Origin of the sequence: Mesorhizobium sp. M0239 (assembly GCF_040321815.1) — a bacterium.
In the GTDB taxonomy this organism is placed as follows: domain Bacteria; phylum Pseudomonadota; class Alphaproteobacteria; order Rhizobiales; family Rhizobiaceae; genus Mesorhizobium.
Genome location: NZ_JAMYSG010000009.1, coordinates 159,721 through 186,085, shown reverse-complemented (window position 1 = coordinate 186,085; position 26,365 = coordinate 159,721). Strand labels below are relative to the sequence as shown.

Annotated in this window: 24 protein-coding genes; 4 read left to right on the top strand and 20 right to left on the bottom strand. The window is 62.0% G+C overall.

The features are described 5' to 3' along the window. Positions 1 to 263: 263 nt before the first annotated feature. Genes NKI99_RS11970 through NKI99_RS11930 form a run of 9 tightly spaced genes read right to left on the bottom strand, consistent with a single transcriptional unit; the run spans position 264 to position 8,623 of the window. The gene (locus tag NKI99_RS11970) at positions 264 to 1,178 is read right to left on the bottom strand and encodes a class I SAM-dependent methyltransferase (RefSeq protein WP_128303880.1); all 915 of its coding nucleotides are present in this window, start codon (positions 1,176 to 1,178) and stop codon (positions 264 to 266) included. A gap of 3 nt (positions 1,179 to 1,181) precedes the next feature. Beyond that, positions 1,182 to 2,168, bottom strand: coding sequence for a GNAT family N-acetyltransferase (locus tag NKI99_RS11965; protein WP_128303881.1), 987 nt, complete (start codon positions 2,166 to 2,168; stop codon positions 1,182 to 1,184). Further along, positions 2,165 to 3,313, bottom strand: a complete 1,149-nt coding sequence (locus NKI99_RS11960) for a glycosyltransferase family 4 protein (RefSeq protein ID WP_352610926.1) — start codon at positions 3,311 to 3,313, stop codon at positions 2,165 to 2,167. Before NKI99_RS11960 ends, NKI99_RS11965 begins: the two co-directional genes overlap by 4 nt. Before the next feature lie 6 nt (positions 3,314 to 3,319). Then, complete coding sequence (locus tag NKI99_RS11955) at positions 3,320 to 4,252, bottom strand: glycoside hydrolase 5 family protein (RefSeq protein WP_023809485.1); 933 nt, start codon at positions 4,250 to 4,252, stop codon at positions 3,320 to 3,322. Continuing rightward, positions 4,245 to 5,006, bottom strand: coding sequence for a TIGR04290 family methyltransferase (locus NKI99_RS11950; protein ID WP_352581125.1), 762 nt, complete (start codon positions 5,004 to 5,006; stop codon positions 4,245 to 4,247). Before NKI99_RS11950 ends, NKI99_RS11955 begins: the two co-directional genes overlap by 8 nt. A 2-nt stretch (positions 5,007 to 5,008) precedes the next feature. After that, a complete protein-coding gene (locus NKI99_RS11945; RefSeq protein WP_352581126.1) occupies positions 5,009 to 5,812 on the bottom strand; it encodes a sugar phosphate nucleotidyltransferase in 804 nt (267 codons plus the stop codon). Beyond that, the gene (locus NKI99_RS11940; protein ID WP_128303884.1) at positions 5,812 to 6,912 is read right to left on the bottom strand and encodes a CgeB family protein; all 1,101 of its coding nucleotides are present in this window, start codon (positions 6,910 to 6,912) and stop codon (positions 5,812 to 5,814) included. The genes NKI99_RS11945 and NKI99_RS11940 overlap by 1 nt, the downstream gene beginning before the upstream one ends. Before the next feature lie 14 nt (positions 6,913 to 6,926). Further along, entirely contained in the window at positions 6,927 to 7,523 is a 597-nt protein-coding gene (locus NKI99_RS11935) for a histidine phosphatase family protein (RefSeq protein ID WP_023809481.1), read from the bottom strand. Beyond that, positions 7,520 to 8,623: an inositol-3-phosphate synthase gene (locus NKI99_RS11930; RefSeq protein ID WP_128303885.1), complete on the bottom strand. Its 1,104-nt coding sequence runs from the start codon at positions 8,621 to 8,623 to the stop codon at positions 7,520 to 7,522. Before NKI99_RS11930 ends, NKI99_RS11935 begins: the two co-directional genes overlap by 4 nt. Positions 8,624 to 8,778: 155 nt before the next feature. On the opposite strand from NKI99_RS11930, the gene NKI99_RS11925 reads away from it, so the two are divergent. Next, positions 8,779 to 10,521, top strand: coding sequence for a hypothetical protein (locus NKI99_RS11925; RefSeq protein ID WP_352610925.1), 1,743 nt, complete (start codon positions 8,779 to 8,781; stop codon positions 10,519 to 10,521). A gap of 9 nt (positions 10,522 to 10,530) precedes the next feature. On the opposite strand, the gene NKI99_RS11920 is transcribed toward NKI99_RS11925, so the two are convergent. From NKI99_RS11920 to NKI99_RS11880, 9 genes are all read right to left on the bottom strand, one after another. Next, positions 10,531 to 10,716: a hypothetical protein gene (locus NKI99_RS11920; protein WP_032900517.1), complete on the bottom strand. Its 186-nt coding sequence runs from the start codon at positions 10,714 to 10,716 to the stop codon at positions 10,531 to 10,533. Positions 10,717 to 10,810: 94 nt separating this feature from the next. Next, entirely contained in the window at positions 10,811 to 11,857 is a 1,047-nt protein-coding gene (locus NKI99_RS11915; protein WP_023809477.1) for a UDP-glucuronic acid decarboxylase family protein, read from the bottom strand. A gap of 23 nt (positions 11,858 to 11,880) precedes the next feature. Then, positions 11,881 to 12,984 (bottom strand): CgeB family protein, encoded by a 1,104-nt coding sequence (locus tag NKI99_RS11910; protein ID WP_352441957.1) that lies wholly within the window; start codon positions 12,982 to 12,984, stop codon positions 11,881 to 11,883. Next, a complete protein-coding gene (locus NKI99_RS11905; protein WP_352610924.1) occupies positions 12,981 to 14,075 on the bottom strand; it encodes a CgeB family protein in 1,095 nt (364 codons plus the stop codon). Before NKI99_RS11905 ends, NKI99_RS11910 begins: the two co-directional genes overlap by 4 nt. Further along, positions 14,072 to 15,202 (bottom strand): CgeB family protein, encoded by a 1,131-nt coding sequence (locus NKI99_RS11900; RefSeq protein WP_023809475.1) that lies wholly within the window; start codon positions 15,200 to 15,202, stop codon positions 14,072 to 14,074. Before NKI99_RS11900 ends, NKI99_RS11905 begins: the two co-directional genes overlap by 4 nt. A gap of 2 nt (positions 15,203 to 15,204) precedes the next feature. Beyond that, positions 15,205 to 16,305 (bottom strand): glycosyltransferase family 4 protein, encoded by a 1,101-nt coding sequence (locus NKI99_RS11895; RefSeq protein WP_352441958.1) that lies wholly within the window; start codon positions 16,303 to 16,305, stop codon positions 15,205 to 15,207. Then, positions 16,290 to 17,582, bottom strand: a complete 1,293-nt coding sequence (locus NKI99_RS11890) for a TIGR04295 family B12-binding domain-containing radical SAM protein (protein WP_352610923.1) — start codon at positions 17,580 to 17,582, stop codon at positions 16,290 to 16,292. The genes NKI99_RS11895 and NKI99_RS11890 overlap by 16 nt, the downstream gene beginning before the upstream one ends. Then, positions 17,579 to 18,652, bottom strand: a complete 1,074-nt coding sequence (locus NKI99_RS11885) for an NAD-dependent epimerase/dehydratase family protein (RefSeq protein WP_352610922.1) — start codon at positions 18,650 to 18,652, stop codon at positions 17,579 to 17,581. Before NKI99_RS11885 ends, NKI99_RS11890 begins: the two co-directional genes overlap by 4 nt. After that, positions 18,649 to 19,755, bottom strand: a complete 1,107-nt coding sequence (locus tag NKI99_RS11880; protein WP_352610921.1) for an NAD-dependent epimerase/dehydratase family protein — start codon at positions 19,753 to 19,755, stop codon at positions 18,649 to 18,651. Before NKI99_RS11880 ends, NKI99_RS11885 begins: the two co-directional genes overlap by 4 nt. A gap of 211 nt (positions 19,756 to 19,966) precedes the next feature. Here NKI99_RS11880 and NKI99_RS11875 point away from each other — a divergent pair, with 211 nt between their 5' ends. Further along, entirely contained in the window at positions 19,967 to 20,239 is a 273-nt protein-coding gene (locus NKI99_RS11875; RefSeq protein WP_127255003.1) for a hypothetical protein, read from the top strand. 52 nt (positions 20,240 to 20,291) lie between these two features. Here the strand turns inward: NKI99_RS11875 and NKI99_RS11870 are convergent, their stop codons facing one another. Beyond that, a complete protein-coding gene (locus NKI99_RS11870) occupies positions 20,292 to 20,885 on the bottom strand; it encodes a response regulator (RefSeq protein WP_352610920.1) in 594 nt (197 codons plus the stop codon). A 332-nt stretch (positions 20,886 to 21,217) separates the two neighbouring features. On the opposite strand from NKI99_RS11870, the gene NKI99_RS11865 reads away from it, so the two are divergent. Further along, the gene (locus tag NKI99_RS11865; protein ID WP_352610919.1) at positions 21,218 to 24,328 is read left to right on the top strand and encodes a CheR family methyltransferase; all 3,111 of its coding nucleotides are present in this window, start codon (positions 21,218 to 21,220) and stop codon (positions 24,326 to 24,328) included. After that, complete coding sequence (locus tag NKI99_RS11860; protein ID WP_352610917.1) at positions 24,325 to 24,705, top strand: response regulator; 381 nt, start codon at positions 24,325 to 24,327, stop codon at positions 24,703 to 24,705. The genes NKI99_RS11865 and NKI99_RS11860 overlap by 4 nt, the downstream gene beginning before the upstream one ends. A gap of 427 nt (positions 24,706 to 25,132) precedes the next feature. Here the strand turns inward: NKI99_RS11860 and NKI99_RS11855 are convergent, their stop codons facing one another. Beyond that, positions 25,133 to 26,311 carry a zinc-dependent alcohol dehydrogenase gene (locus tag NKI99_RS11855; RefSeq protein WP_023809466.1) on the bottom strand — a complete coding sequence of 393 codons (1,179 nt, stop codon included), beginning with the start codon at positions 26,309 to 26,311 and terminating at the stop codon, positions 25,133 to 25,135. Between the last annotated feature and the right edge of the window lie 54 nt (positions 26,312 to 26,365).

Genomic DNA, 26,365 nt, shown 5'->3' with positions numbered 1-26,365 from the left:
ATATTGATCGGACTTGATCCGATTGCCGTCCTGCCCGCGCTCCTGGCCATGCTGCTTCTTGTCGCGATTCGACAAGACCGCGTTTTCTTCGATCTCGTCCTTCTCCGGTGAGGTCACCGCGCCGGCGTCGGCACTCTTGCCTGGCTGCTGCGGCCGAAATGTTTTTTACCGCCGGATGCCATGATATCCTCCTTCGAATCGGGGACACTCGTCGGTGCCCGTTGTTCGACGTCCGAACTGGCATCGCGCTGTAATGTTCCGCTTCACCCAGCGAGCAGAAAGGCGTCGCCATCCCACGACCGAAACGGCTTCTCGCCGTCGATGAGGACCCGCAATTGATGAGCTTGCGCCAGACGGCCGATGTCATCGCGGTCTGAGAGAAGTGATCCGCGATAGGAATAGTTCAGCAAGGCGAGCCAGCCCGGCCGTTTCAGAACGCGCGCAATTTCGTCGAAATGCCGATCAGCCATGCCGGCCAGAACCAGATAGGGAAAGCTGTCCACCGCCAGCACGCAATCGAAACTGGCATCGGCGAATTCGGACAGATCGAGACCGGAGGTTTGTCGCAACTCGACATTGCCGAGTGCGGCGCATTGCTCGGAGGCGATGGAGATCATCCGCGGCGATATGTCGATGCCGACCATCCGCTTGAAGGATTTGCACAGCGCACGCTCGAAACGGCCGATGCCGCAACCGATGTCGAGGATGCTCCGTTCCCTTCCGGTGAATTCTCGCGCTTCCAGCCATGCAACGATTTCGTTGGTCGTGGCTGTGAGCCTTGCCTCATCGCCGAGGGATGCCAGTTGGACACTCGCGGCTCCCGAAATCGCTGCCGCGGCATCGAAGCTGGAGGCCAGCCGCCTGACGACAGCGACATTCGTCTCATCCTCATTGCGCTCATGCCGAACGGCGCCACCCGCTGCCTGCAACATGGCGAAGACGTCTGGCTTGCAGCGCAGCAGTCCGGCGACCTTTCGCAGCCTTGCTGCGTCGCCGGCATCCGCCGGCTGGACCTTCAGCACGACCTCCGCCAATTCCGCCGCTCCAATTGTGGGCGGCAGGTGGAGCGCCAGTCTGACGAGAACGCCTTCGGCGCAAATGCCATCGGCCACGCAGTCTTCAACCGCCAGCCTGACCGATGTCAGGCGCCGGGCGGCTTTCGGTGCGGTTACACTCATGCATCAACTCCGCGTCCAGACCCTGCGCATCGTCCACCTGTCGACGGCGCCCCAGCCATATTTATAGGCCTCCTGGCCGCGCAGGAAATCGAACTCGCGCGCATCTTCGCGGATCGCTTCCGCGATTGCGTGGCCAATCAGGATCGCGCCTGGGCTCTCCTCGGCATAAGCAGGGTCGAAGCCACCGAGGTAAGCATAGGCACGGCCGCAGTGGTGAAATCCGTAATAGGCGCCGACGGTCCCGCCATCGATCGCGAACAGCCAGCATCGCACCAGACCGTGAGCATCGAGCACGGGAAGTGAGAGCCGATGGAATTGCTCGACGGCGGCGTTGGCCAACACACCGCCTCCTTGTTCGGCCCAGCGCATATTGTGCAGGCGGATCAACTGATCGAGGAAGGTTTGCGGACTGCCGCTCGCCGACGACATCGCGATCCGGCCGCATCTTGATGCGGCTTGACGCGCCCGACGCAACTGGCGTCTGCGTCTTGCGGGGACGCAGCCTGCAAGCGTTTCGTCGCCGGCGAGGGCGAGCACGGGGCAGGCGGCATGGGCGGTCGGCCAATCCATCTCGGGATGCGTCATCGCAAGGGCGACGCTGTCCTGCGGCAAGTCCGACAAGATCCATTGCACCCACCCGATCGAGAGGATCGACTCGGCGACAATGGCGACGACCTCGGCTTCGATCCCAGGGACAGCCAGAATGTCCAGGTAGTCGCTGAGCGAAATGCCGACCGGAAGCAGCTTCGAACCGGCGGTCCCATGCTCGAGATAGAGCGGCGCCAGCCCGACCAGATCGCCGCCGCGCCATACCGCGACCGTCGCCAGTTCACCGGGTGCGAATGCGTGCCACCACGGCACCAGCCAGGCGGGAGATTGAAACGGCGTCGCCGAGGGACTCTGCTGCCACAGTTTCCACCAGTGCGGCGTCAAGGCGTCGAATTGTGCGAGGTCACCGATGATTTCGCTGCGCAGCACAGCTTTACTCACGGCACCGCGGCGAAGCGCCGGCGACCACTGCCAAGCTGTGCCAGCGCCTGATAGGCGTCCATGTAAGACGAGATCATCCGTTCCAGCGAAAACCGCCGTCGCGCTTCGGCCCTGCATGTCTCGGCATCCAAGCTGGACGCCGCAAGAATGGCTTGGGCCATCTCATCGACCGTGTCGACGAGAAAGCCCGTCCTGCCGTGCTCTATGACATCGGGAAGCGCACCATTTGGAAAGGCGACCACCGGGGTACCGCAGGCGAGGGCCTCCATGGCCACAAGCGAGCTGGTCTCGGCTGCGAGGCTCGGAATGACCAGACAGCGCGCTGCGTTGAGAATGCGTCGCTTGGCGGTGAAGCCGAGCGGGCCAAGGAAGCGGCGGCGGCCATCGAGGCGAGATTGGACCTCATCGCGAAAGTACCGCGTATGCGTTTCATAGGGATAGACCTTGCCGCCGATGACCAGCGGCACATCTGCCTGTTTGGCTGCGTCGAGCGCCAGGTGGACGCCCTTTTCCGGGCAAACCCGGCTTAGAACAAGGGCAAAGTCGCGCTTCGGCTGCAGCAGGGTCAGTGCTTCGATGTCAACGCCGTTTGGAATGGGCGCCGCCAGCCTGGCGCCTGATGGCGCGGTTTTCTGCTGGCTGGGCGAGACCGCATGGAGCCAGAGGTCACAGCGCGTCGGGCGCAATGCCGCGGCCGGATACCAATCCAATGGCAGGTGGAGGGTCACCAAGGTCGGACCATCGTCGGGCAGATAAGCGTCGAAATCAATGCCGTGCAGATGAACCACGTCGATGGGCCATCGGGCGCGGGCAGCCGCGATCGCGTCGCGATGGGCCTGTTGCGCGCGGCTCTTCGCCGCCTCGTCGAGTACGCCGTTTTCGGCCGGTATTTCCACAAGCGTGCCGCTCGTTCGGGAGCCTCCGCAGCCAATGACGATAGACCGATGACCGGCCTGAACCAGTGCCCGATCGAGCATCGACAGAACCTGTTCGGCACCGCCGACAGCGTCGGGGCCGACGGGCGCGAGAGGGTAGGCGACATTGAGGACGGTGAGCGTCGCGGCCGGTCGCTTCTCGTTGCCCTGCGCCGCATCTCCACCTGTCAACGGCGTCGCGGAGCCCGGCATCTGATGCATGGGCACCATGACATTTCACGCGGCCGAGGCCCGCTGCGTGGGGAGCGAGGCCGATGTCATGCCAGGCGCATAGCGGCGGATCATGGTTGAACAGAATTCCGCGAACTCCTCCGGCACCAGGGGGGGGCTGGTGTGGTGGGGCATCATTCCGCGGTGCTGAGGTGTGAAGCAGAAGGTGACCGTCACATCGAAATCGGCGAGTGCTTCCATCTGCCGGTCGAACCAGTCCAGCGCATTCGGCCGAAAGCTGTCCGCCCAGGAAAGCCCGGTACGCATGTTGGTGACACCCAGCCGCTTCATCCAGGCGACGGCATCGTCCAGCCGCGGGTCTTCGAAATGAAACCACTGCACCAGGCCCATTGCAGGTGCATGGCGCAGGAATTCCTCCAGCGCGGGCTTTGGCGTGCCGTCCTGGCGCAGCAGCCCCATATGGAAATGCCGGTAATAAGACGAGCCCTCGGCTTCGCGGTGCCGCGTCGTTGCTTCCCATTCACGCGGAAGATCATAGAGGCTGTACCACTGGATGCGTGGCGCATTGCCGAGCAGCAATTCAGCTGTGCGCTTGAGCCCCCAGACTTGGATTTCCTCGGCGCCGAAGGTCGATACGCCGACTTCGCTGACCCAGATGGGAAGGTCGGTGACGGTCGCGATCTCGCCGATCTTCTGCGGCCATTCCTGGATCTGCCACAGATTCCAGTCGAGGGGAAAGCCGTGCACAGCGACGGCATCTACATGATCCAGCACGCCGAATTCCTTCATGCGGGTGATGAACCCCGGATCTATCGGCGAGATGCCGCCGAGCACTTTGGTCAAAGCCGGGTTTTCAGATGCGATTGCGTCCGCCGACAGGATCGCCATCCTGGCAAAGCGGCTCCAATCAGGGTCGAGTTCCGGGTCCCAATGCGATTTGTTGTTGGGCTCGTTCCAGATCATCGCGGCTTCAATCATGGCGCTGTCCTTTCGAGGGGTAGACGGGACCGCCACTGGCCGGGTCGCCGGCGGCGCGGCAGAAATAGACCTCCTGCTCCGGATGCAGGACGATTTCAAATCCGGCGCTGCGCAGCATCGCTTCGGTGCAGGCGCGGTTGGGAATCCACCAGTTGGTCGGGTCATCGGCATAGCGGTGCTCGATGAAATGGAGCTTGGGAAATTCCGGCCGGTCGAACAGGTCATGCGTCCAGAAATGATAGTTCTCTTCCATCTCGGGCAGATCTGTGCTGCCGCGCTGCATGGACTGGAAGATCATCAGGTCACCGGCGACATGCTCACGGATAAGGTCGAGCGCGAGCAAGGGGTGGCGCAAGTGATAAAGCACCCCCATGAACAGCACGATATCGAATGTTTCGCGCAGGGCGCCGACGTCGTAGACCGAAAGTCTCTGGAATTCGATTTCGCAATTGGCGATCTCGGCGGCAAAGCGGGCCTGCGCCAGATAGGCCTCATCGAAATCGATGCCGAGGACACGGGCAGCACCTCGCCGTTTCATCTCGATGGAATAGAAACCGGCATTGCAGCCGATATCCAACACCGTCTTGCCTGTCAGATCCGCGGGAATGGCCTCGGCGAATTTGCGCCATTTGATCAGCGGATAATTGCCGAGAAAATGGTTGGGAGCGGTTTCGACACCCGCCAGTTCCATGTTGTGGAACCATGGGCCGAGAGCATCGATACGGCGGCGGATTTCGGCATGGGAATGCAGCATGATCAGGCTCCTTCGCCGGGAACGACAGGCACATGCGAACGGGCACCTGGCATAATCGTGGCCGTTTGGTGATGGACGGGTGCGGCGCCGTCCTCGAGCAGCCGCAGAGCCGTGCGATAGCCATTGAACGTGCCGACATCGACATAGGCGGACCCAGCCTTGACGCCGGAGGCTTGACCTCCGGCCGCAAGGTAGGCGTTGACCAACGTGCCGATATATTCGTCACGGCATTCCCGCTCGCGCCAGAGTGCCGCAAGCTGATGCAGGATCTGGCCCGGCATCTTGAACGCACCCCAAACCCAGTTCGTGCCGGCATCCTGTTGCTTGACCTGGATTTCGATCACGCGTTCGTGGTCATCGACAATGACGGCGTCGAAGAATTCCGGACGATCCACCGGGAAGAGCAGAAATGAAAGCTGATCGTCAGGCAAATGACAGAAGCCGTCCTCGGGAAACCAGATCGTGTCGGGAAGGCCGACCAGGACGACCTCATCGGGCGCGACGAGAGGAGCTGCCCGAAAAATCGCATCGCAAAGCCCAACCGGATTGGGCTGCACCACGAAGAGAGCCGCGGCGTCACCATAGCCGGCGGCGTAATATTCGAGAATGTCGGATTTGCCCGATCCAATGATGAAACAGATCTTGTCGACGCCGGCGCGCACCATCCGCCGCACCAGATACTCGCTCACGGCGCAGGGACGCTCGGTCTGCCCATCGATCCGACTGCCGACCGGCAGCAGCTCTTTGGAGAAGCCGAGCGGCTGAATGCGGCTGCCGCGCCCGGCAGCGGGCACAATGCCCAACATCAGACTGCTTCCATCATCGGTTCGCCGGGAGATCTTTGAAAGGCGTCGTTTAGAATGTGGTCCAGCTCCGCCGCGCGCCGAGCAGAGGTGTGTTCGTCGAGAACCCGTTCGCGCGCTCGGGTTTTGATGGCATCGAGTTCTCCTGCGGGTAAGGCGAGCGCCGCGACGACGTCATCGGTGTCGTGGGCCAGCAGGATCTCGCTGCCGGGTTCGAAGAAGCTGCTTAGGCCCGGCCAGGTGTCGGTTATGATCGGCACTCCACATGCCGCTGCTTCAAACAACCGGCCCGAAGGGCACCAGCCCTTTTGCGCCATCGCCTCGCGGGTGACATTCAGCGTCAGACGAGAGGATGAGAAAAACGCCGGGTGATCGGCCGGCGGAAGGTGCCTGACGAAGAAGATGTTGTCGCTCCACGGGAACTCCTGCGGGTATTGTGCGCCGCCGATGACGAAGCGCTGGTCCGGCAAGCGCGCAGCTGGGCGAACCAGCAGATTTTCGACCGCCGCCTGGCGATCTGGCGCATAGGTTCCGAGATAGGACAAATCGGCCCTGAAATCGGCTCGCGGCGCTGCCGGCCGGTGTTGGTCGGGATCGACATGCCCATAGAGCGGCACCACGTGGCGCGCACCCAGCACCGTCTTTAGCGCGTCGATCGCCGGGCCGCCTGTGTAACTCAGGACGAGATCGAAATCCGCAAGACCCTCGGGGCCGAAATAGGGTGGACGCTCACCTTGTTCGATGCGGGCAAGCGTGACTGGAGTGTCCAGATCGTAGAAGACCCGCACTCCGCGCCCTGCCTGCTGCGCCAGCCGCGAGGCGTCCACGGCGTCGGGACAATAAGAGGTGACGATCACGACATCCGATCGTTTGATCGTTTGCTCCGCGACCCGGCGGATGTCCTCCCAGTCCGGGTAGAGCACGACGTTGCCGCCGTCCAGATGATCGAGATCGCGCGTTCCGGCATAGTAGGGTGTGTCGCGTTCGAAGAAGGTAATGGACCAGCCGCGCCGGGCGAGGGCTCTGATCAGTCCCCTCCATAAAGTGGCATGGCCGTTACCCCATGAAGACGTGACGGTAAGACCGAAAATGACCATCTGCATCCGGCAAATCCTCGTCAGGCAACTTCGTTCAATCGGATCAGCTTCGCCCCCCAGTCCCCCGACACGATCGTCGTGATCGAGGCGGGATCGATGTCGAAGCGAAAGCAGTCACCGGCCGGCAAGCCAAGGACGGTGCAGACGGCGACCTTGATCACATCGGCATGGCTGACCAGGGCGACGCATTGGTTCTGATGCCGCTCGCGGACCGCGGCCATCAGCGACACAATGCGTTGCTGGACATCCTGCATGGTCTCGCCACTCGGTGTCCTTGCCTCCTGCCGCTGGTCATTCCACGCTCGCCAACTGGCGTCGCCATTCAGCTCATCGAAAGTCTTTCCCGACCAGTCGCCGAAGTCGATCTCGTCGAGTTCGGCGCAGATCGCGATGTCCCCGACACCGCAGGCTAGCGCGATTGGCAGCGCCGTCTCTCGCGTACGCTCACGCGGGCTGCACAGGATCGCGACGATAGGCTCCCGGGCCATGCGGCCGCCAAGCTGCGCTGCCTGTGCCTTGCCGGCATCGCCGAGGCAAACGCCGTCCATCCGGCCTGCAAGATAAGAGCCGACATTGTCGTGTGCCGCATGGCGGATCAGAAAGAAGGTCGTCGTCATTCTGCGGCATCGAGCAAAGGCTCGTCCTTGCCAGCGATGAACGCAAGCGTGCGCTGCCGCGCTTCGGCGTCGGTGAACTGTTCGGGAGGCGACTTCATGAAATAACTGCAGGGACCGGTCAGGGCACCGGCTATGCCGCGATCGAGCGCCAGCTTGGCGCAGCGTAACGCATCGATCACCACGCCGGCTGAATTTGGAGAATCCCAGACTTCCAGCTTGAGTTCGGCATTGAGCGGCACGCCGCCGAAAGTCGTGCCTTCCACCCTTATATAGGCCCATTTGCGATCGGTGAGCCAAGGCACATGGTCGCTCGGGCCGACATGGATATTGCCCGGCTCCAGGGGAACATCGAACTGGCTGGCCACGGACTGTGTCTTCGAGATTTTCTTCGATTCCAGCCGCTCGCGTTCCAGCATGTTGAGAAAATCGGTGTTGCCGCCGAAATTCAGCTGATAGGTGCGGTCGATGCGCACGCCGCGTTCGCGAAAGAGATTGGCCAGCAACCGGTGCACGATGGTCGCGCCGACCTGGCTCTTGATATCGTCGCCGACCAGCGGCAGTCCTCGCTGCTCAAAGCGCCGGCGCCATTCCGGACGTGAGGCGATGAAAACGGGTATGCAATTGACGAAGGCGCAGCCGGCCTCGAGTGCGCATTCGGCATAGAAGCAGGTCGCCTCCTCGGAACCCACCGGCAGGTAGGAAACCAGCACGTCAGCGTTGCTGTCGCGCAGGATCTCGCTGACATTGGCAACCGGCTCCGGAGCTTCTTCAATCTCGTCACGCAAATATTTGCCGATCCCGTCCAGCGTCGGTCCGCGCTCGACGCGAACGCCGGTTGTCAACGCGTCGGCAAAGCGGAACGTGTTGTTGGGGGCGGCGTAGATCGCTTCCGCGACGTCGAGGCCAACTTTGCTCCTGGCGACATCGAATGCGCAGACAATCTCGATGTCGTCGACATGGTAGCCGCCGAGGTCGGCATGCATCAGCCCAGGGATTGGTTCGTTGCTCTTCGCGTGACGGTAAAAGGAGAGGCCCTGCACGAGGGAGGATGCGCAGTTGCCGACACCAACGATACCAACACGAACCTTTTTCGATCCCACGAACCGCCACCCTATGTTGTTCAAAGGTAAGTTCCTGGCGCCGAACCATCAGCGTGCCGGAATGTTCCTCCGCCCATCGAAAAATTGCGCGAGACAGCATGGATCGAAGCTGCATTCGATGCGTTGCCGCACGGCAAGCATTGGAAAACCGACCGATGATCGTCTACGGCGACCACAAGCAGACGCAGAACGCACAACAGCTTCGCGAAGCAGCAAGTGAAATGGCCGAAAGCCTGGATCGGATGTCTCATGGCGTCCGACGCCACGCTGCATTGGTCGGACTGTTCATCAGCGTGTCGGAGCTGGTTCAGGCGCTTGCCGATGTCGACTTCGAAACCAGCGGCATCGACATCTTTTCGCCGCGACAACAGCAAGGCGCGAGGTTGCTGGTCGGACTTGCGGCAGAGGTGGCGAAGTCGTGGCGAAGCGGTTTCGACGTCGGCGGTGGCATCGACCCGGGACTTCTCAAACTGCTGGCCGGGCTCGACTGCCAGGCCGAGGTTGTGACCGGCTCTGCCGAGGGTTATGCGCATTATGCGCTTTATCCCGAAAGCTATTTGGACGCGGCGCAGAAGTCGGGTCTCGATGCGAACACATGCGTGATCGGCGTCCGCAGCATTGGCCTTGGACTGGCAGCTATGGTGGCGGCCTCGATTGGCGCGGCGGCGCCATTCAGCGTTCGTCCGATCGGTCATCCCTTCCGCCGGCATGTCAACGCCGATCCGCGGTCGATCGCCACCTGGAAGAACAATCCGTCGGCTCGCTTTGCCGTTGTCGACGAGGGTCCCGGCCTTTCCGGCAGTTCGATGCATGCCGTTGTCGTGTGGCTGCGTGAACTGGGTATCGATACGGACCGCATTCACCTGTTTCCCAGCCATTCAGGCGGCCCGGGCACCGAAGCGTCGCGGGAGTCTTGGGAGACATGGTCGCGCTGTCCGAAACATGTGGCGACGGGGTTTGAATGCACCTTCTCCGAAAACTCGAAAATTCCCACGCTGCGCGATTGGGTGGCCGAGGCGGTCGGCAGGCCGGAATTAAGCCTGACCGAACTATCTGGCGGCGAGTGGCGGGCCGCCCACTACACCGACGAAGGGCGCTGGCCGCCGAGCCCACGCGGTACCGAGCGGCGCAAATTCCTTGCGTCCGCCGGGCGTGACCGCTGGCTCGTCAAATTTGCCGGCCTCGGCGAAACCGGACTGCGCAAGAAACGAGCCGCGGCGATGTTGCATGAAGCCGGGTTCGGATCGCAAGTTGTCGCGCTTTGCCATGGCTTTCTGGTTGAACGGTGGATTGACGGCACCACGATGGATCAGGCGCCGCTGCCCAAGGAAAGGCTGATCGCGGAGTTCACAAATTACCTGGCCTGGCGTGCGCTTAATCTTCGAACTTGCGAACCGGGTGCATCATTGCTTGCACTCGCGGAGATGGCTGTTTCCAATGCGTCGGAAGCCCTGGGCGAAAAACGCGCGGCGACGTTGCGCGGTTGGCTCTCGAAAAAAACTCCCGCGCATGTGCTTCAGCGGGTTGAAATCGACGGAAAGCTACAACCGTGGGAGTTTCTCGTTCGTGCCGACGGCAGGGTGCTCAAGACAGATGCTGTCGACCATTGCCGGGCACACGATTTGATCGGCTGCCAGCCGATTGAGTGGGACATTGCCGGCGCCCGTGTCGAGTACGGGCTATCCGACAGCGATGTGAGGACCCTGGTCCAAGGAATGAAGCTTGCCATCGACAACGGCCACATCGGCTTTTTCGAACCGTGCTATTTGGCATTCCAGCTCGGGCTCTGGAGCACGGCTGCGCAATCCGAAAATGGCCGGGAAAAAGCAAGGCTGGCCGCCACGGCAGACCGATATAGGATGCGACTGAGACGGTTCCTGGACGAATGCCGGGCATGATCGTTCCGATCAGTCCAGCCTTCGCAACATGTCTGCTTCCTGCTCGAGAATAGTGGCCACTTCCTCCCGCTGGAGATGCGTCATCATCAGGCTGACGCAGCACTCGAGATAGGTGATCGAGGCGCGCCGCAGATAGGCAGCCGTCTCGCGTTCGGCCATCTGGTCGATATCCCTCGCGGGTCGCTTGGGTTGCATGAGGATGATCCTCCGTATCGGGTCCTCCCGCCAAACCACAAGCTTGGGCGGATGTTCCGCACGATCTCGGGAAAGATTCGACCGCCGGCTCGCATCATGCCGGAAGGTTCTGCAGCCCGCCGGATGCGGGTCTCGCCCTTTTGGCAAAGCCTGTCATCTGATCGCCGATGCGACTGCCTTCGAGCGCCGCGAAATAATCGATCGTCAGCTTGAGCCCTTCGTTGAGGGGCACCTTCGGTGTCCAGCCGAGCAGCGCTTTTGCACGCGAAATATCGGGCTGCCTGCGCCGAGGATCGTCTTGCGGCAGCGGCAGAAATCTCAGATCCGATTTGGTGCCGGTCATCGCCTTTACCAACGCCGCCAGTCGCACGATGCTGAATTCTCCGGGATTGCCCAGGTTGACCGGCTTGCCCGGATTGGGATCGATATCCATCAGTCGCCTCAATCCATCAATCTGATCGGAGACGTAGCAGAAGGATCGCGTCTGCAAGCCGTCGCCGAAGATCGTCAGAGGACGTTTCTCGAGCGCCTGCATGATCAGGTTCGAGACGATGCGGCCGTCCGCCGGATCCATTCTCGGACCGTAGGTGTTGAAGATGCGCGCGACGCGCACGTCGGCTTTGCCGGCTCTAAGATAGTCGAAGCAAAGCGTTTCGGCGGTGCGCTTGCCCTCGTCGTAGCAGGCGCGTGGGCCGGTGCAGTTCACATGGCCAACATAGTCCTCCTTCTGAGGATGTTGCTCCGGATCGCCATACACTTCGCTCGTCGAGGCCTGTAGCAGCCGCGCGTTATTGTGGGCAGCGAGTTCAAGCAGGTTGAGCGTGCCGATCACACAGGTTCGCGTGGTGTGGATCGGGTCGGCCTGGTAACGCGGCGGCGAGGCAGCGCATGCCAGATTGAAGATACGCTCCACGGGCTCGCCGAGATCCAATGGCCGGCAGATGTCCTGCTCGATCAATCGGAAACCCGGCTGGTCCATGATCGAGATGATGTTCTCCATGCGCCCAGTCAGGAAATTGTCGGCGCAGATCACGCGCCAGCCGTCGCGGAGCAATGCTTCGCAAAGATGCGAACCGAGGAATCCCGCACCGCCGGCAACAAGCACTGCCTTTGCCCTTTGCGCGTTTCTTTTTTGTCGCATCGTCGTTTTCTCCTGTATGCCGGTCATGCTGCGCTTCCGATGTCGAAATCGAGGGCCGCCGCCCTTGGCTGTGTCAACGCCGCCACGAATTCGCGGGCCCTGGCCGCACCGGTGTGGAATGCGAGGACGCGTTCGCGGGCCCGGCGGGCCATGGCCCGGCGTGTGCGCTCGGACTCGCCGAAGAGGATCTCGACGACAGCGTCCGTTTCTCCGGCGGTGTGGATCGCCGATGCGGGAAAGAAGCTGTCGAGCCCTGGCCAGCGATCGCTGATGATGGGCGTGCCGCAAGCAGCCGCTTCGAACAGGCGCACACTGGGCGACCATCCGGCAGCGATCATGGAACTGCGTGTGACGTTCAGCGTGTAGCGCTGACGGCTGTAGAACGCGGCATGATCGGCGGGCGGCAAATGTTCGATGCGTTCGACATTGTCCGGCCAGGTGATGTCGGATGGGTATTGCGAGCCCGCTACGACGAAACGGCGGTCCGGCATATGCCGTGCGGGTTCGAGCAGCAGCGCGTTCAGCGTTGCCTGCCGATCCGCGCTGTAGGTGCCGAGATAGCCGAGATCCCAGCGGATCGGATCGCCGGTCCGGTGATGCCGTTCCGGGTCGGCCGAGCAGTAGAGCGGTTCGGCTCGGCGCGCGCCGAACTCCTCCACCAGATGGCCAAGCATCGGCCCGCCGGTGAACGAGAAGTAGACATCGAAATACGGAATCTGCCGCCAGCTCAGATAATCGCAATCATCGGCCGAAAGCTGCGCCACGGTCACCGGTGTGTCGATGTCGTAGAAGCAGAAGCGCCCCTTGCAAAATGAAGCGACGATGTCGATGACCACGCGCCCTTCCGGCACGAAGGAGCCGATGACGACGATGTCGGCCTGCTCCAGGCACCGGGCGTAGTCGCGTTGCAACTCCGCAGTGGTTTCGTAGTAGCGCAAGGCGCAGAAATCCGGATCTCGCAGATCGCGGTGGTTGGCGTACCACGGCACGTCGCGCTCCAGAAAGGTCACGCGGTGGCCGAGTTCGTGCAGACCTTTCAGCAGGCCTCGAAACGTCGTGGCGTGGCCGTTTCCCCAGGACGAGGACAGCGACAGGCCGAGAAAGACGATGTTCAATTGCTTGGTCATTCCGCTGCCTCCACGGTCCCCTGCTCGAAATGACGTTTGAAGACGGCATCGGCCACGTCCGCCCGCAGCGCGTAGGTATGGTCGGCCAGCACGCGGCAAAGTGCGGCCTGGCCGATTGCTTTTGCACGACTGGAGGTCAGCGAGCGCATGATCTCGGCGACATCGCCGCCGTCGCGTGCCACCAGGATCTCCTCGCCTGGTTTCAGGAACAGTTCCACGCCCAGCCATGCGTCGGTGATGAGGCAGGCACCGGCGCCAGCCGCCTCGAAGACACGCGTGGCCGGTGAAAAACCGTTTACGGCCATGCTGTCGCGGCTGATGTTCAGCACTGCCTTGGGTGTGACGTTGAAGGCATTATGATCGCGGGTGCCAACGTGACCAAGCCAGCCGACGTTGGCGGGAAGCGGCTTGTCCCCCCAGCCAGATCCGCCGAGCAGAAAACGCTGTTTCGGAAGCTGGCTTGCGGGATCGAGGAAGAACGCTTCGACGCGTGCCTCACGATCCGGCAGCCGGTTGCCCAGGAACGCCAGATCGCAAGCGAAACGCGCATTGCTGGCGACCGGGTGATGCGTTTGGGGATCGAGCGCATTGTAGATCGGCACGCATTCGTTCGCCCCCATGGCACGGTAGGCCCAGACGACGGGGTCGCCGCCGCCATAGGTCAGCACAAGGTCGATTTCTTGCAGGGCGCCATGGAGCGGATGGTCCGGTTCGTCGCGCAGCTGGGCAAGGGTTGCTGGAGCGTCCACGTCCCAGAATACCACCAGCGCGTCGCTGCGGGCGTGGTCGAGGACGGCGCGCAGCAGCGCCTCGTCCTCGAAACCGACGCCACTCGCCTTGACGACGATGTCGGCGCTGGCGGCGCGTGCCGCGACCTGCATCAGTGCGTGCTGGGTCGCTTCATATACGACCACAGTGCACCAGTCAGGCGCCTCGATGTCGCGGTTCTTCTGCCGGTCGTAGACGTCGGGCTCATAGAAGGTGATTTCGTAGCCCAATTGGGAAAGCGCCTTCAGCAACCCGCGATAGTAAGTCGCGGCACCGTTCCAGTAGGACGACATGAGGCTCGATCCGTAGAATGCCATCTTCATGCGGCGGCTTCCTTTGCGGTGGTCTTGTTGATGGTGTGTTCGGCTGTGCATTCCGTGAGCACGCCGAACAACTCGTCGACGCGGTGCGAGCAGGTGTGCCGCGAGCGGATGGTCTCGAGACCCGAAGTCACCAGGGAAGCCGCGAAATCCGCATCGGCCAATACCGCCCGCAGGTGTTGCCGCATTTGCGAGCCATTGTGGGCAAACAGAAAGTCGACGCCGGGCCTGAACAGCTGCTCGACATCGGACCATGGTGCTGAAATCAGCGGAATGCCGCAGGCGAGCGCCTCGAACATGCGGATCGTCGGAATTCCGGGCAAACCCTCACGATAGGGGCGCCGTGGGATGTGGACGGTGACACGATGCGCGGCGAACGCCTTCGGCACGTCGGCATTGGCGATCCATCCGTCATAGCGCAGTCCGGCGGCGGCTAGGTCCGTGAGCGCCGGCTTGGGATAGCGGACGCCGTGCACCGTGGCCTCGAGGCCGAGATCGCGGACCGGCTTGATCAGAAACTCCCTGAGTTCGACGGTTCGTTCATCGTCGCCCCAGTTTCCAATCCAGACCAGATCGGACGTGACGTGGATCTCCGGGTGCGGCTTGAACAGGCGATCGTCCGCGGCTTCATGCCAGGTGAAGACGCGCTTGCCCCAGCCGGCGCGCAGATAGCTCTCGCGCAAGGCCTCGCCAAAGGCGAGAACGCCGTCATAGTGCTCCAACCGCAGCGCCGAGATTGCCTCGGTGGCCGATACGGCCCGGTGGTGGGTGTCATGAAACAGAAGGATGAAGTTGCCGCCAGCGGCCCGGGCACGGCCGAGGCGTGCGACAAGCTCCGGATCCGTCCACTCATGAACGATCACAACGTCGGCCTCAGCGATCCACGCTTCGTGATCGAACCCGGCATCGTAGGTCACCGGCATCAGTTCTGGGAAATCCTTGCGGAAGCGTTCGATAGCGAAGGATCCCTTCTCGGCCAGCAGGTTCGAACGGCTCCAGCCGTCCGCGGGCTCCAGCGCGACCGCCTGGTGCCGGCGCGCGACCAGTTCCCGCATGATACCGCGCAGGAAATGGGCATTGCCGTGGTTCCAGTCGGAAACGACCGAGTGGGTGTAGAACAGAAAGCGCATGGTCAGCGCCCCGCCATGGCCAGGGCCGCCTTGTCGTAGACGCCTCGCATGGCAGCCGCTTGCCTGACCAGTGTAAACCGGCGGCTCCGTCGCATGGCTGCCTGGCCGAGCTCCCGCCTGAATTCGGCGTCGCTGGAGAGACGATTGAGGCAGGCAGTGAGGTCGTGCGGATTGCGCGCATCAAAGAACATCGCGGCCCCGTCCCATAGTTCGCGATAGGTTGCGATGTCGGAAAGCACCAGTGGCGTTGCCGACATGGCAGCTTCCAGCGCGGCCAGACCGAATGGCTCATAGATCGATGGCGACACGAAAATACCGGCGCGCGCCATCAAGGAGCGCACCTCGTGAGACGGCAGTGCTCCCAGAGGAACGGCATAGCTGAAGCCGGCACGCCCGCCGTTGGGACCGTGCATCGAACCGGCGGCAAAGATGGGCCATTGCGTCAGTGACGCGGCCTGGTCGATCACCGCCGCATTTTTGCCCTCGTCCCACCAACGGGCGGCGGCGAAGACGAGCGGTTGACGCTTTTCGGCTCTCGGGACGGGGCGGGCGCTATTCGCCACGACGTGCAGGCGCGCGATCGGGCCGTAGCAGGTCTCAAGCATGTCGGCGTGGCTGCGGCTCGGCGCAATGACTGCGTCGGCCCGATCCAAGCCGCGCCTGTTGCGCTCCTTCTGCCAGGCCCATGCGCCATCCACTGCCTGTTTCCTGACGGCGTGGAACCATGTCGTCACGCAGGAATGGGAGACCACCACGGCTGGGCATGGCGCATCGAATCCCGATGCCTGCGTCGGCGCGTTGAAATGGACAAGGTCGATGGCGTGGTCGCGCATGGGCGCAAGCAATTCCCGCGGCAGCGCGTCGAGGTCGCCGCCGTCGCGGGTCATCCAATCCGGCGGCGTACTCAACCAGATCAGCGTCGTGAAAGCCTCCGCCTCCTCGGCTTGCTGCCTCGACGGTTGTGGACCGAGGCCGGCAAGCACCACGCTGTCGCCGCCGTTCACAAGTTCCCGTGCCAGATCGAGGGCATAGCGCCATACGCCGCCCACGGCATCGACGGTCATCAGGATGCGCCGCGAGCGCGGCGTCAGTGTCCGCAACATGTCGCCTCCAGTTCCGCCAGCGGCCGCGGCCGCCTCTCCTGGATGTCACTGAATTTCTGGAAAGATGCGAGGTAGTGGTCATGGGCGCGTTCCCAGGCAAGGTCGTCGGGTTCGCCCCAAAGCTCGCGGTAGCTGGGCGAACTTGGATACGGGTAAAGCGGCACAGGTTCGTTGGCCCATACGCCGTGGTCGATCAGGTGGGTTCGCCAGTGCTCGACCAGGGCGGGATCATCCTCGACCACGCCGATCAGATTGGCCTGGACGAATGGAACGTGACGTCTGGCATCGACGAGCAGCGCGGCGAGTTCCTCGGTCCCCAGCCGGCAGCGCTTGGCCAGCATCGCCCGGCCTTCGACGGTCAGGCTTTCGAGACCGGCCTCGATGGAGACGCAGCCCGCGGCGCCCAGCAATTCCAGCAGCTCGGGCTTCCACAGATCGATGCGGGTCTGTACGCCGAATTTCACGTCGCGATCGACCAAGGCTTCCAGCAACGCTTTTTGCGGCAGGAAGATCTCGTCGATGAAGTAGATGTAGCCGACACCTTGGGCAATCAGCCGATCGATCTCCGCTACCACCGCTTCGTGGTTTCGACGGCGATAGGCATCACGGAAATCGATCTTGGCGCAGAAGCTGCAATTGTAGGGACAGCCGCGCGATGCCTCGACTTCCGCGCCGAACCCGACCTGACTGTCGTCAAACCTGTGATGGTGATGCGCATGGGCTGCGATCCAGTCCGCTGGCCATTCGAGTGGCGGATGATCGACAAACGAGCTGGCGTGGACGCCGCCGTTCGAAACAACCCTGGCATCCCGCAGATAAGCGGTTGAGGGCACGGCGCTCCAATCGTCGCGCCGGGCAAGTTGCTCGACGACTTCTTCGCATTCGCCGCGCACGACGATGTCGACGCCGAGCTTGCGCAAGGTCGGCGCCGGCGTTGCAGAGCCGTGCGGCCCGACCGCGACCGTGCGTCCACCGCGCCCGGCCAGACGGTTGAGGAAATCGGCCGGCACACGCAATTCCGGCGGTGCGCAGCGCCAGAACAGATAGGTCGGGGCGGTACTGACGACGGTCATAGCCGGGGCGAAATCAGCCACCCGCTCGCAGAGACCGGAATTATCGAGCTTCTGCAACTGGCCATCCAGCATCAGCACCTGATGTCCGGCGGCTTCGAGCAGGGCCTTCGAATAGCCGAGTTCCAGCGGCAGATGCGGTTGGCGGCAGCCGAAATAAATGCTGTCGTCATACGTCCAGGACGGGTTTACCAGGGCGATTTTCATGCAACGTACCTCACGGCTTCAGGGCGAGGCTCGAGCCGATGGCGGCGCAGCCAGTCGGCAAGGTCGCGGATGCCTTCGCGCCATGAAACATGGGCCATCCAGCCAAGCGCGGTTTTGATCTTGCGGGTGTCGGCGACGAAGAAGGGCTGGTCGCCGGTGCGTTCCCCATCATGGCGGATTGAAAGATCATGGCCGGTCAGGCTACGGATTTCGCTCAACAACCTGCGCAGGCTGACCGCATTTTCCGGGCCGCCGCCAAGATTGAATGCCTGGCCTTTGGTGGTCTCGATGCGATCGAGCACGGCCCTGTAGGCGGCGACGGCATCGGAGACATGCAGGATATCGCGCACTTGCCTGCCGTCGCCGTAAATGGTGATTGGGCGTCCCGTCAGCGCGCTGAGCAGGAAGTGTGCGACCCAGCCCTGGTCCTCGGTTCCGAACTGGCGCGGTCCATAGATGCAGCTCATCCGCAGAACCGCCGTCGGCATGCCGTAAGATTTGGCATAGTCGAGCACATACTGATCCGCCGCGCCTTTGGAGCAACCGTAGGGCGTGCAGAAGTCCAGGCCCCGAGCCTCATCGATGCCGTTCGCCTGGATGACGCTGTCGCAAGGCACATAGCAATCGCCGTCCTCGCGGACCGCGACGTCGGGCAGGCTGCCATAGACCTTGTTGGTGCTGGCAAAGATTACAGGGATGCGCTCACCGCTCAGTCGCGCCGCCTCCAGAACGTTGAACGTTCCGCGAAGGTTGATGTCGAAATCCTCGCCCGGCTGGACCAGGCTTGTGGTGACGGCGGTTTGCGCGGCCAGATGGAAAATTGCCCTGGAAACCATCAAGACAGGCGCCAGTGCGTTGGCGTCCCGCACGTCGATCGTCTCCACCGTGAGGCGACCACCGTGTTTTTGCGCCAGCCATTCAAGGTTCTGCTGGACGCCCGGACGGCTGAGATTGTCGATCACCAGCACCGGTTCGCCATCCGACAACAGGCTGTCGGCGAGGTTCGATCCTATGAAGCCGCTGCCGCCGATGATGGCGACCGGCGCGTCGCGTCGATTGCGTGTGTTCATGACACCAACCCACGTTCTTCGAGCTCGCGCTTCATGTCGGCGCCGCGGTCGACGGCGGACGTGTTACGCACCCAGGAAACGAACTCGCCGAGCGAATTCTCCAGTTGCCGCACCGGCTCGAAACCGAGCAGCTCACGGGCCTTGGAGATATCGGCGAAGCAGTTCCGGATATCGCCGGAGCGGGCTTTGCCGAGCAGTTCCGGCGAGCGGTTCGGTGTCCCCATGGCCTCGGCCAGCAATCGCGCGACTTCGCTGATCGCATAGGCGCGGCCGCTGCCGATGTTGATGACATGACCCCTTGCCTGGCGTTGCTGCAGCGCAAGGCGAAAGGCACGGGCGACGTCATGCACATGGACGAAATCGCGCTTCTGTTCTCCATCCTCGAAGATCATTGGCCGTTGGCCGTTGGCGAGACGCGAAGCGAAGTTGGCAAGCACGCCGGTATAGGGATTGGATAACGCCTGGCCGGCGCCGAAGACATTGAACAGGCGCAGCGCGACCGCATCGACGCCATAGGCTTCGCCGAAGATCAGCACGGCGCGTTCCTGTGCGTATTTTGTCAGCGCATAGATGGAGGCGAGATCGACCGGCTTTTCTTCGTCCGTCGGCAGCGGCGAGAGGGCGTCTCCCTCTGGCGACAGCGGGTTCCATTGCCCGCTCCTGATGTCGCTCGCCTTGCGCCGAGCATTGTCGACACGCCGGCCGTCTGGCGTTGCATAGAGCCCTTCGCCATAGACGCTCATCGACGAGGCGACGACGATCCGTTCGACCGGGTGCTTGATCAGCGCCTCGAGCAGCGTTGCGGTGCCGAGATCGTTGGCGCCGACATAGCGCGCGATCTCGTACATCGATTGTCCGACGCCGACTTCCGCCGCCAGATGAATGACCGCGTCGACACCTTCCAGCGCACTGGCGACCGCCTCTCGGTCCCGGACATCGCCCTTGATCAGCTCGGTTCCAGCGGGAAGCGCGACGGCTTCGCCCGCATGCACCTGCTCCAGCAGCGCATCGAGGATGCGAACCGAATAATCCTGCTCGACGAGTTCCTGTGCGACATGCCGGCCGATGAAGCCGCAGCCTCCTGTAACCAATATGCGTTTCACGACGACTCCTCAGACAAGTAACCTCGGCGCCCCGAACTTTTCGGCAAAAGGTTTGTTCCCTTGCTTCAACAAAGTTCCTTTGGCCGGTCCCATTGGGAGCCGGCGCAGCGCGATCACGGCGCGGTGCTGGAACATTGACGTGCTTGTGCTGTTAGGACGCCCGACAGCCCGCGTGTCCTATGTGGCAACGTGATGATCAAAGGAGATTTCAATGTCTCAGTCGCAAACGACCACCAACCACGACGAAATTCGCAAATGGGCCGAGGAGCGGGATGGCCGGCCGGCAGTGGTGCGCACCAAAGGCGAGGGCGGCATCCTGCGGATCGACTTCGGCGAGCCCGAGGAAGCATTCGAGCCCGTCGAATGGGACGAGTTCTTCCGGATATTCGACGAGAATGATCTGGCCTTTCTGTATCAGGCCAAGACCGGTGAGGGGAAAGCAAGCCGTTTCAACAAGTTCGTCGAGCGCAATCAGAAGGGCTGATGACGCCGGTCAAATGGCCTATCTGTACGGCCAAGTTTTCTTGGAAGGCAAACTAATGCATCAGTTTTGCGCCGCGGGTTTTCGCCATCTCTTGCATGATGCCGTTGAGCCAGTTTTCAGTGGATTGACCAAGCTGTCTGCGGTCGACATCCCGGATCGCTTGCTCGAGCGTCCTCTCGACGAGCCGATCCGATGCCTCGACGTCTGCCAGCAAAAGGCGCGCCGCAAGTCGCAGTTTGGGCAAAAGCGCGAAGACGTCGTCGGAGGGGTCCGGCACGGGGGCCGCTCGCCCAGATGCCTGCGGGGGAAAGAGCGCGTTGAACACCGCCTGGCTGCCCGAGGATTTCCGCAAATTGCTGGCGTAGCGGAGATGATCGGGAATGGCGATGTCGTCATCGCCACTGAAGAACACGAAGGGGACACCCCGGCGCATCAACTCATCGGCGATTGGAAACACGCGTCGGCCATTGAGATTGACGTCGAGGATTGCAGCTTCAGCCGTCCCGGTGTGTTTGGATGCCTGTTCGACGGTTGCAGCGGGACCGAGGATGATGGCACCCATATTGCTGAAAAACCGCGCAAGATCTCCCGCCATCGCCCATTCGTCTTCGACTATCAGAATATGCAGCCCCCGCAGGTCGCGCACGTCGTCATCCTTTCTTGGAACGGAGATTAGAATGCAGCGGATTTGCCTTCCGAATTCTGTCGTCCAAGGCCGCCTGCAACCGTCTCGTAAGCGCCAGCATGCGATCCGGGACGGCCCCAGCATGGGAACTTCCAAGCGATCCAGGCTCCCCTGATACCACCGGCGTCGGGAGTTTTATGTCAGCAGATCGTTTTGTCATTGAACCACCATTGATATCGGGTTCAACGTCATCCCTGACGTCTTGTTCCATCCGTCTTGCGCGCTATATGGTTGTGTCCTGTCCGCCGGCCTTGAGGGGATTTCAGGTCGGGTCGGCGAAAGGGGGACATGACGTGACAGCCCAACCGAAAAGGTTTCCCATCGTGGGCATAGGCGCGTCCGCGGGCGGCATTCCCGCGATGGAAGGTCTGTTCAAAGGCGTGGCCGGTCAGCCTGGTATGGCTTTCGTCATCATCACGCATCTCAGCCCCAAGCGCGAAAGCCTGTTGCACGAGGTCATCAGCCGCTACACCGACATGCCTGTCATTGTGATCGAGGACGGCATGGTGGTTGAACCTGACCACGTCTATGTGATGCCGCAAAACGTGACATTGGCCATTGAATCGGGGGTGCTGCACCTCCGCCGGCCGAATGGGCTTACCCAGGAGCGCAAGCCCATCGATATCTTCTTCGCCGCATTGGGTGAAGACCAGGGCGAATATGCCGTTGGCGTCATCCTGTCGGGCGGCGACTCCGATGGAACCCTGGGCGCCAAGGCCATCAAGGAGCGGGGCGGGTTTACCGTCGCGCAAGCGCCGGACGGCTACGGGCCGCGCAATCCCGACATGCCGCAGAGCGCTATTGCCAGCGGACTCGTCGATGTCGCTGTGCCCGCCGAGGAGATCGGGGCGAAGCTGGAGGCTTTCGCCCGCGGCTTCGACCCGCTGGAAGGGCTGGCGGAAGAAGATGGCGACCACACGGCCGACATCGATAAGGTGCGAGAACAGATATACGCCATTCTGCGCAGCCACTCCGGCCACGACTTCTCGGGCTACAAGACCAAGACATTCCTGCGCCGCGTGAAGCGGCGCATGCAGATCGCCCAGGTCCATTCCATCAGCGCTTATATAGACTGGCTGAAGAAGGATGCTCGCGAGGTGATGAACCTTTTTCGCGATCTGCTGATCAATGTCACCAACTTCTTTCGCGACCCCGATGCCTTCGAGTTGCTCGAGCGAAAGATCATACCGCAGCTGTTCGAAGGCAAGACCGCCAGCGACACCGTCAGGGTCTGGGTTCCCGGATGCGCCACGGGCGAGGAGGTGTTCTCCATCGGCATCCTGCTGCGCGAACACATGGAGAAGCTTACGGTCGTTCCGCGCGTCCAGATATTCGCCACCGACATCGACGAGCCGGCGCTGGCGGTGGCGCGGGCGGCACGCTATCCGGAAGCCTTGCTGCAAGGTCTTTCTCCCGAACGCAAACAGCGGTTTTTCAACGGCGATGGCGAAAGCTATGTCATCAGCAATGCGATACGCGAACTGTGCATCTTCTCGCCGCACAGCGTCATTCGCGATCCACCCTTCTCGCGCATGGACTTGGTCTCCTGCCGCAATCTGCTGATCTATTTCGGCCCGATCATCCAAAACCGCGTCATCCCTGTCTTCCATTATGCGCTGAAGCCCGGCGGTTACCTTTTCCTTGGCACCTCCGAAAGCGTCGGGCAGCACGACGATCTGTTCGCCACCGTCGACAAGAAACATCGCATCTTCCATGCGCGGGAGCATGCCTCACCGCACATCAGACTGCCGGCCTTGATCGGGGAAAGTCATTCCAGCGTCTTCCCATCCGAAAGCGCCGGCTCGAAGAAGGGACTTGTCGGCTATCCCTTGCGGCAGGCAGTGGAGGCGCAGGTGCTGGAACGGTTCGCGCCGCCGCATGTCCTGGTCAACGCCGAGGGCGATGTCGTCTATTATTCGGCCAGGACCGGCAGATATCTCGAAGCGCCACAAGGGATTCCCAGCCGGCAGTTGCTGACGATGGCAAGGCGTGGGCTGCGGCTGGATCTCCGCGCCGCACTGCGCGAAGCGACGACCACGCGCCGCACAGTGGTGCGGGAAAACCTCACCGTGGAGGAAGACGACGAACGGGTCCAGCCGATCAGGCTGACGATCGAGCCGCTCGCGGAACGCGGCAACGGCGAGCCGCTTTACCTTGTCCTTTTCGAGCCGTCGGGCCCGACGCAGGCCCGCTCAGAGGAAGACGGCGGCAGCCGTGACAGTGACAGCACCGCCGATCTCGAGCGGGAACTGCGCGATACCAGAGAGCGCCTGCAATCGATGATCGAGGAATACGAGACCGCGCTGGAGGAGGTGAAATCGTCGAACGAGGAACTCGTCTCCGTCAATGAGGAGGCGCAATCCACCAATGAGGAACTCGAAGCCTCGAAGGAGGAGATGCAGTCGCTCAACGAGGAACTCAACACGATCAATGCCGAGTTGACGGCCAAGATAGAAGAGCTCAACCACGCTAACGGCGATCTGCGCAACCTGTTCGAAAGCACCGACATAGCGACCATTTTCCTCGACCGCAGCCTTGTGGTCCGCACCTTCACGCCGGCGGCGTCATCCTTCTTCAGCCTGCGCCCCTCCGATGTTGGCCGGCCGCTGACGGATTTGTCGAGCCAACTCGACTACCCAGAGTTGAAGCAGCACATCGACAAGGTGTTCGAGACAGGCGAGATCCTGAATCACCATCTGCCGCGCGATGCCAGGGGCTTGTTCCACATGGTCCGCATCAATCCCTATCGGGACAAGGGCAACAGGATCCAGGGCGTGGTGGTGACACTTGTCGATGTCACCACGCTGGCACAGGCAGAAGAGCATCAGCAGGTGCTCATCTCGGAACTTAACCACCGGGTCAAGAACATGCTTGCGGTGATCGCCAGCATTGCAAGCCGCACGCGGGAAAGTTCTGATACGAAGGAGGAGTTCGCGGATGCGCTGATCGGCCGCCTGCATGCCATGTCGCGGGCCTACGGCCTGCTGACCCGGGAGAGATGGAAGGAAGCCTCGGTCAGGGAATTGCTCCAGCAGGAGCTCGAACCATTCGGCATCGAGCGGGTTGAACTCGATGGCGCAGACGTGAAATTAGGCCCGCAACAGGGGCTTTCCCTCAGCATGGCCATTCATGAACTGGCCACCAACGCGGCCAAGTATGGCGCTTTGTCAAAAACCGACGGCAAGGTCAGTGTGCAATGGTCGATCGAGGATGACAGTTTCACATTTGGCTGGCGAGAGAAGGACGGTCCTCTTGTCAAGGCGCCCTTGGACAACGGCTTTGGCCTGACCTTGTTGCAAGGAGAAATCGGTTACAGGCTCGGCGGCCATGTCGAGACCGCGTTCCACAAGGACGGCCTCAGCGTCCAGATCGCGTTTCCGGCAAATCACAAGGAGGCGCCGTGAGCGACGACAGGCCGCGCGTTCTGGTGGTCGAGGACGAATGGCTGATCGCCGAAGACGTCGCGTCTCGCCTGCGTGCGGCGGGTTATCCGGTGATCGGCCCGGTCTCGTCGGTCGCAGCGGCTCGTCAGCTTATCGATGCAGGCAAAGCCGACGTGGCGCTGCTGGACATTCAATTGAACGGTGAAACAAGTCTGCCCGTGGCCGAAACATTGCTGGCTCGCGGCATCCCCTTCGCCTTCATGACCGGATTTGGGCCGCGCGACGTTCCCACACCCTTCCGAAACTGCATATTCGTGCCGAAACCGGCAGGCGACGCTGCACTTCTCAACACCCTGGCCGACCTGGCATCGCTTCGGCCCGACAAACACTCGCTGTAATTTCAAGAGGCCGGTTTCGATTAGTCCAGGGGCTTGTCGGTCGGCCTAGGCGTGGTGCTCGCCTGACGCGGCCGCCCGGCGTTTCGATTGGCAACCGGATTGTCCAGCGGCGGGGCCGATGGCCGGGATGTGCCGGCGGTTTTCGGCGTCAGCGGCTTGGCACCGGCATCTGTGTCACTGGCGTCCCGTCTCGGGTGCGGCAGAGCATCGGCGTTTGGCGACCGGACGCTGGGTTTCGATGTGGGATTCTCATTGCTCATGGCGATAACTTCCTTCGCAGCGGGCGGGCACGACAGTCTCGTCGCCCTGAGTTTATTCTGCGGGTCAACCGCCGCCACGGTCGAAAGTTCCAGGTTCCTCGGCAGCGTCGGTGCTATCCTTGGCGGGGAATCCGCGCAAGGTGGACCCCGCGCAAGATACCGACATCTCAGCCATGCGGTCGCATCACCACCTTGATGCAGCCATCCTGCTTGTCACGGAACGTCTTGTAGAGGTCCGGTCCCGCTTCGAGGTCTGCCCGGTGCGTGATCACGAAGGAGGGATCGATGTCGCCCTTCTGTACCATGGCCAGGAGCGGTTCGAGATAGCGTTGCGTGTGCGTCTGACCCATCCGGAAGGTCAGTCCCTTGTTCATGGCGGCGCCGAACGGAATATGATCGACGAGGCCGATATAGACGCCGGGCACCGAGATGGTGCCGCCTTTGCGGCAGGAGTAAATTGCTTCGCGCAATACATGCGGCCTATCGGTGCCGAGATAGACGGCAGCCTTGACCTTGTCGAGCATGGAGTCGGCACTGGCGCCGGGATCCGACTCGGTACCGACACAGTCTATGCAGCGATCCGGACCGCGGCCATCGGTCATCGCCATCAAGGCGTCGTAGATATCGGAGTTGCTGAAGTCGAGCGTCTCGGCCTTGCCGTGCTCGCGAGCCATCGCCAGCCGCTCCGGCACCTTGTCTATGGCAATGACGCGGCCGGCGCCGAGCATCCATGCGCTCTGAATGGCGAACTGACCAACCGGACCGCAACCCCAGATGGCGACGGTTTCGCCTGGCTCGATGCCGGCGTTTTCAGCCGCCATATAGCCGGTTGGAAAGATGTCGGAGAGGAACAGCACCTGTTCGTCGTCCATTCCCTCGGGCACCTTTATCGGACCGACATCAGCGAAAGGAACGCGCAGATATTCGGCTTGCCCTCCCCAATAGCCGCCGACCAGATGCGAATAGCCGAACAGGCCAGCCGGGGATTGTCCCATCACTTCGGCAGCCTGTTTGGCATTGGGATTGGACCTGTCGCAAAGCGAGAACAGCCCCTTCTGGCAAAACCAGCATTCGCCGCATGAGATGTTGAAAGGCACCACGATGCGGTCGCCCTTTCTGAATTTCGAATGGCCGCTGCCGACTTCCACGACCTCGCCCATCGTCTCGTGTCCGAGCACATCGCCCGACTCCATCGTCGGCATATATCCGTTCATCAGATGCAAGTCCGAGCCGCATATGGCGCAACAGGTGACTTTGATGATGACGTCACGATCATCCTCGATGGCGGGATCAGCCACCTGGTCGCATCGAATGTCGCCTTTGCCGTGCCACGTAAGCGCTTTCATGATGGTGCTCCTGCCTTGGAAGAAGGTCGGCAGAAGAGTCTGCCCGACATTTTG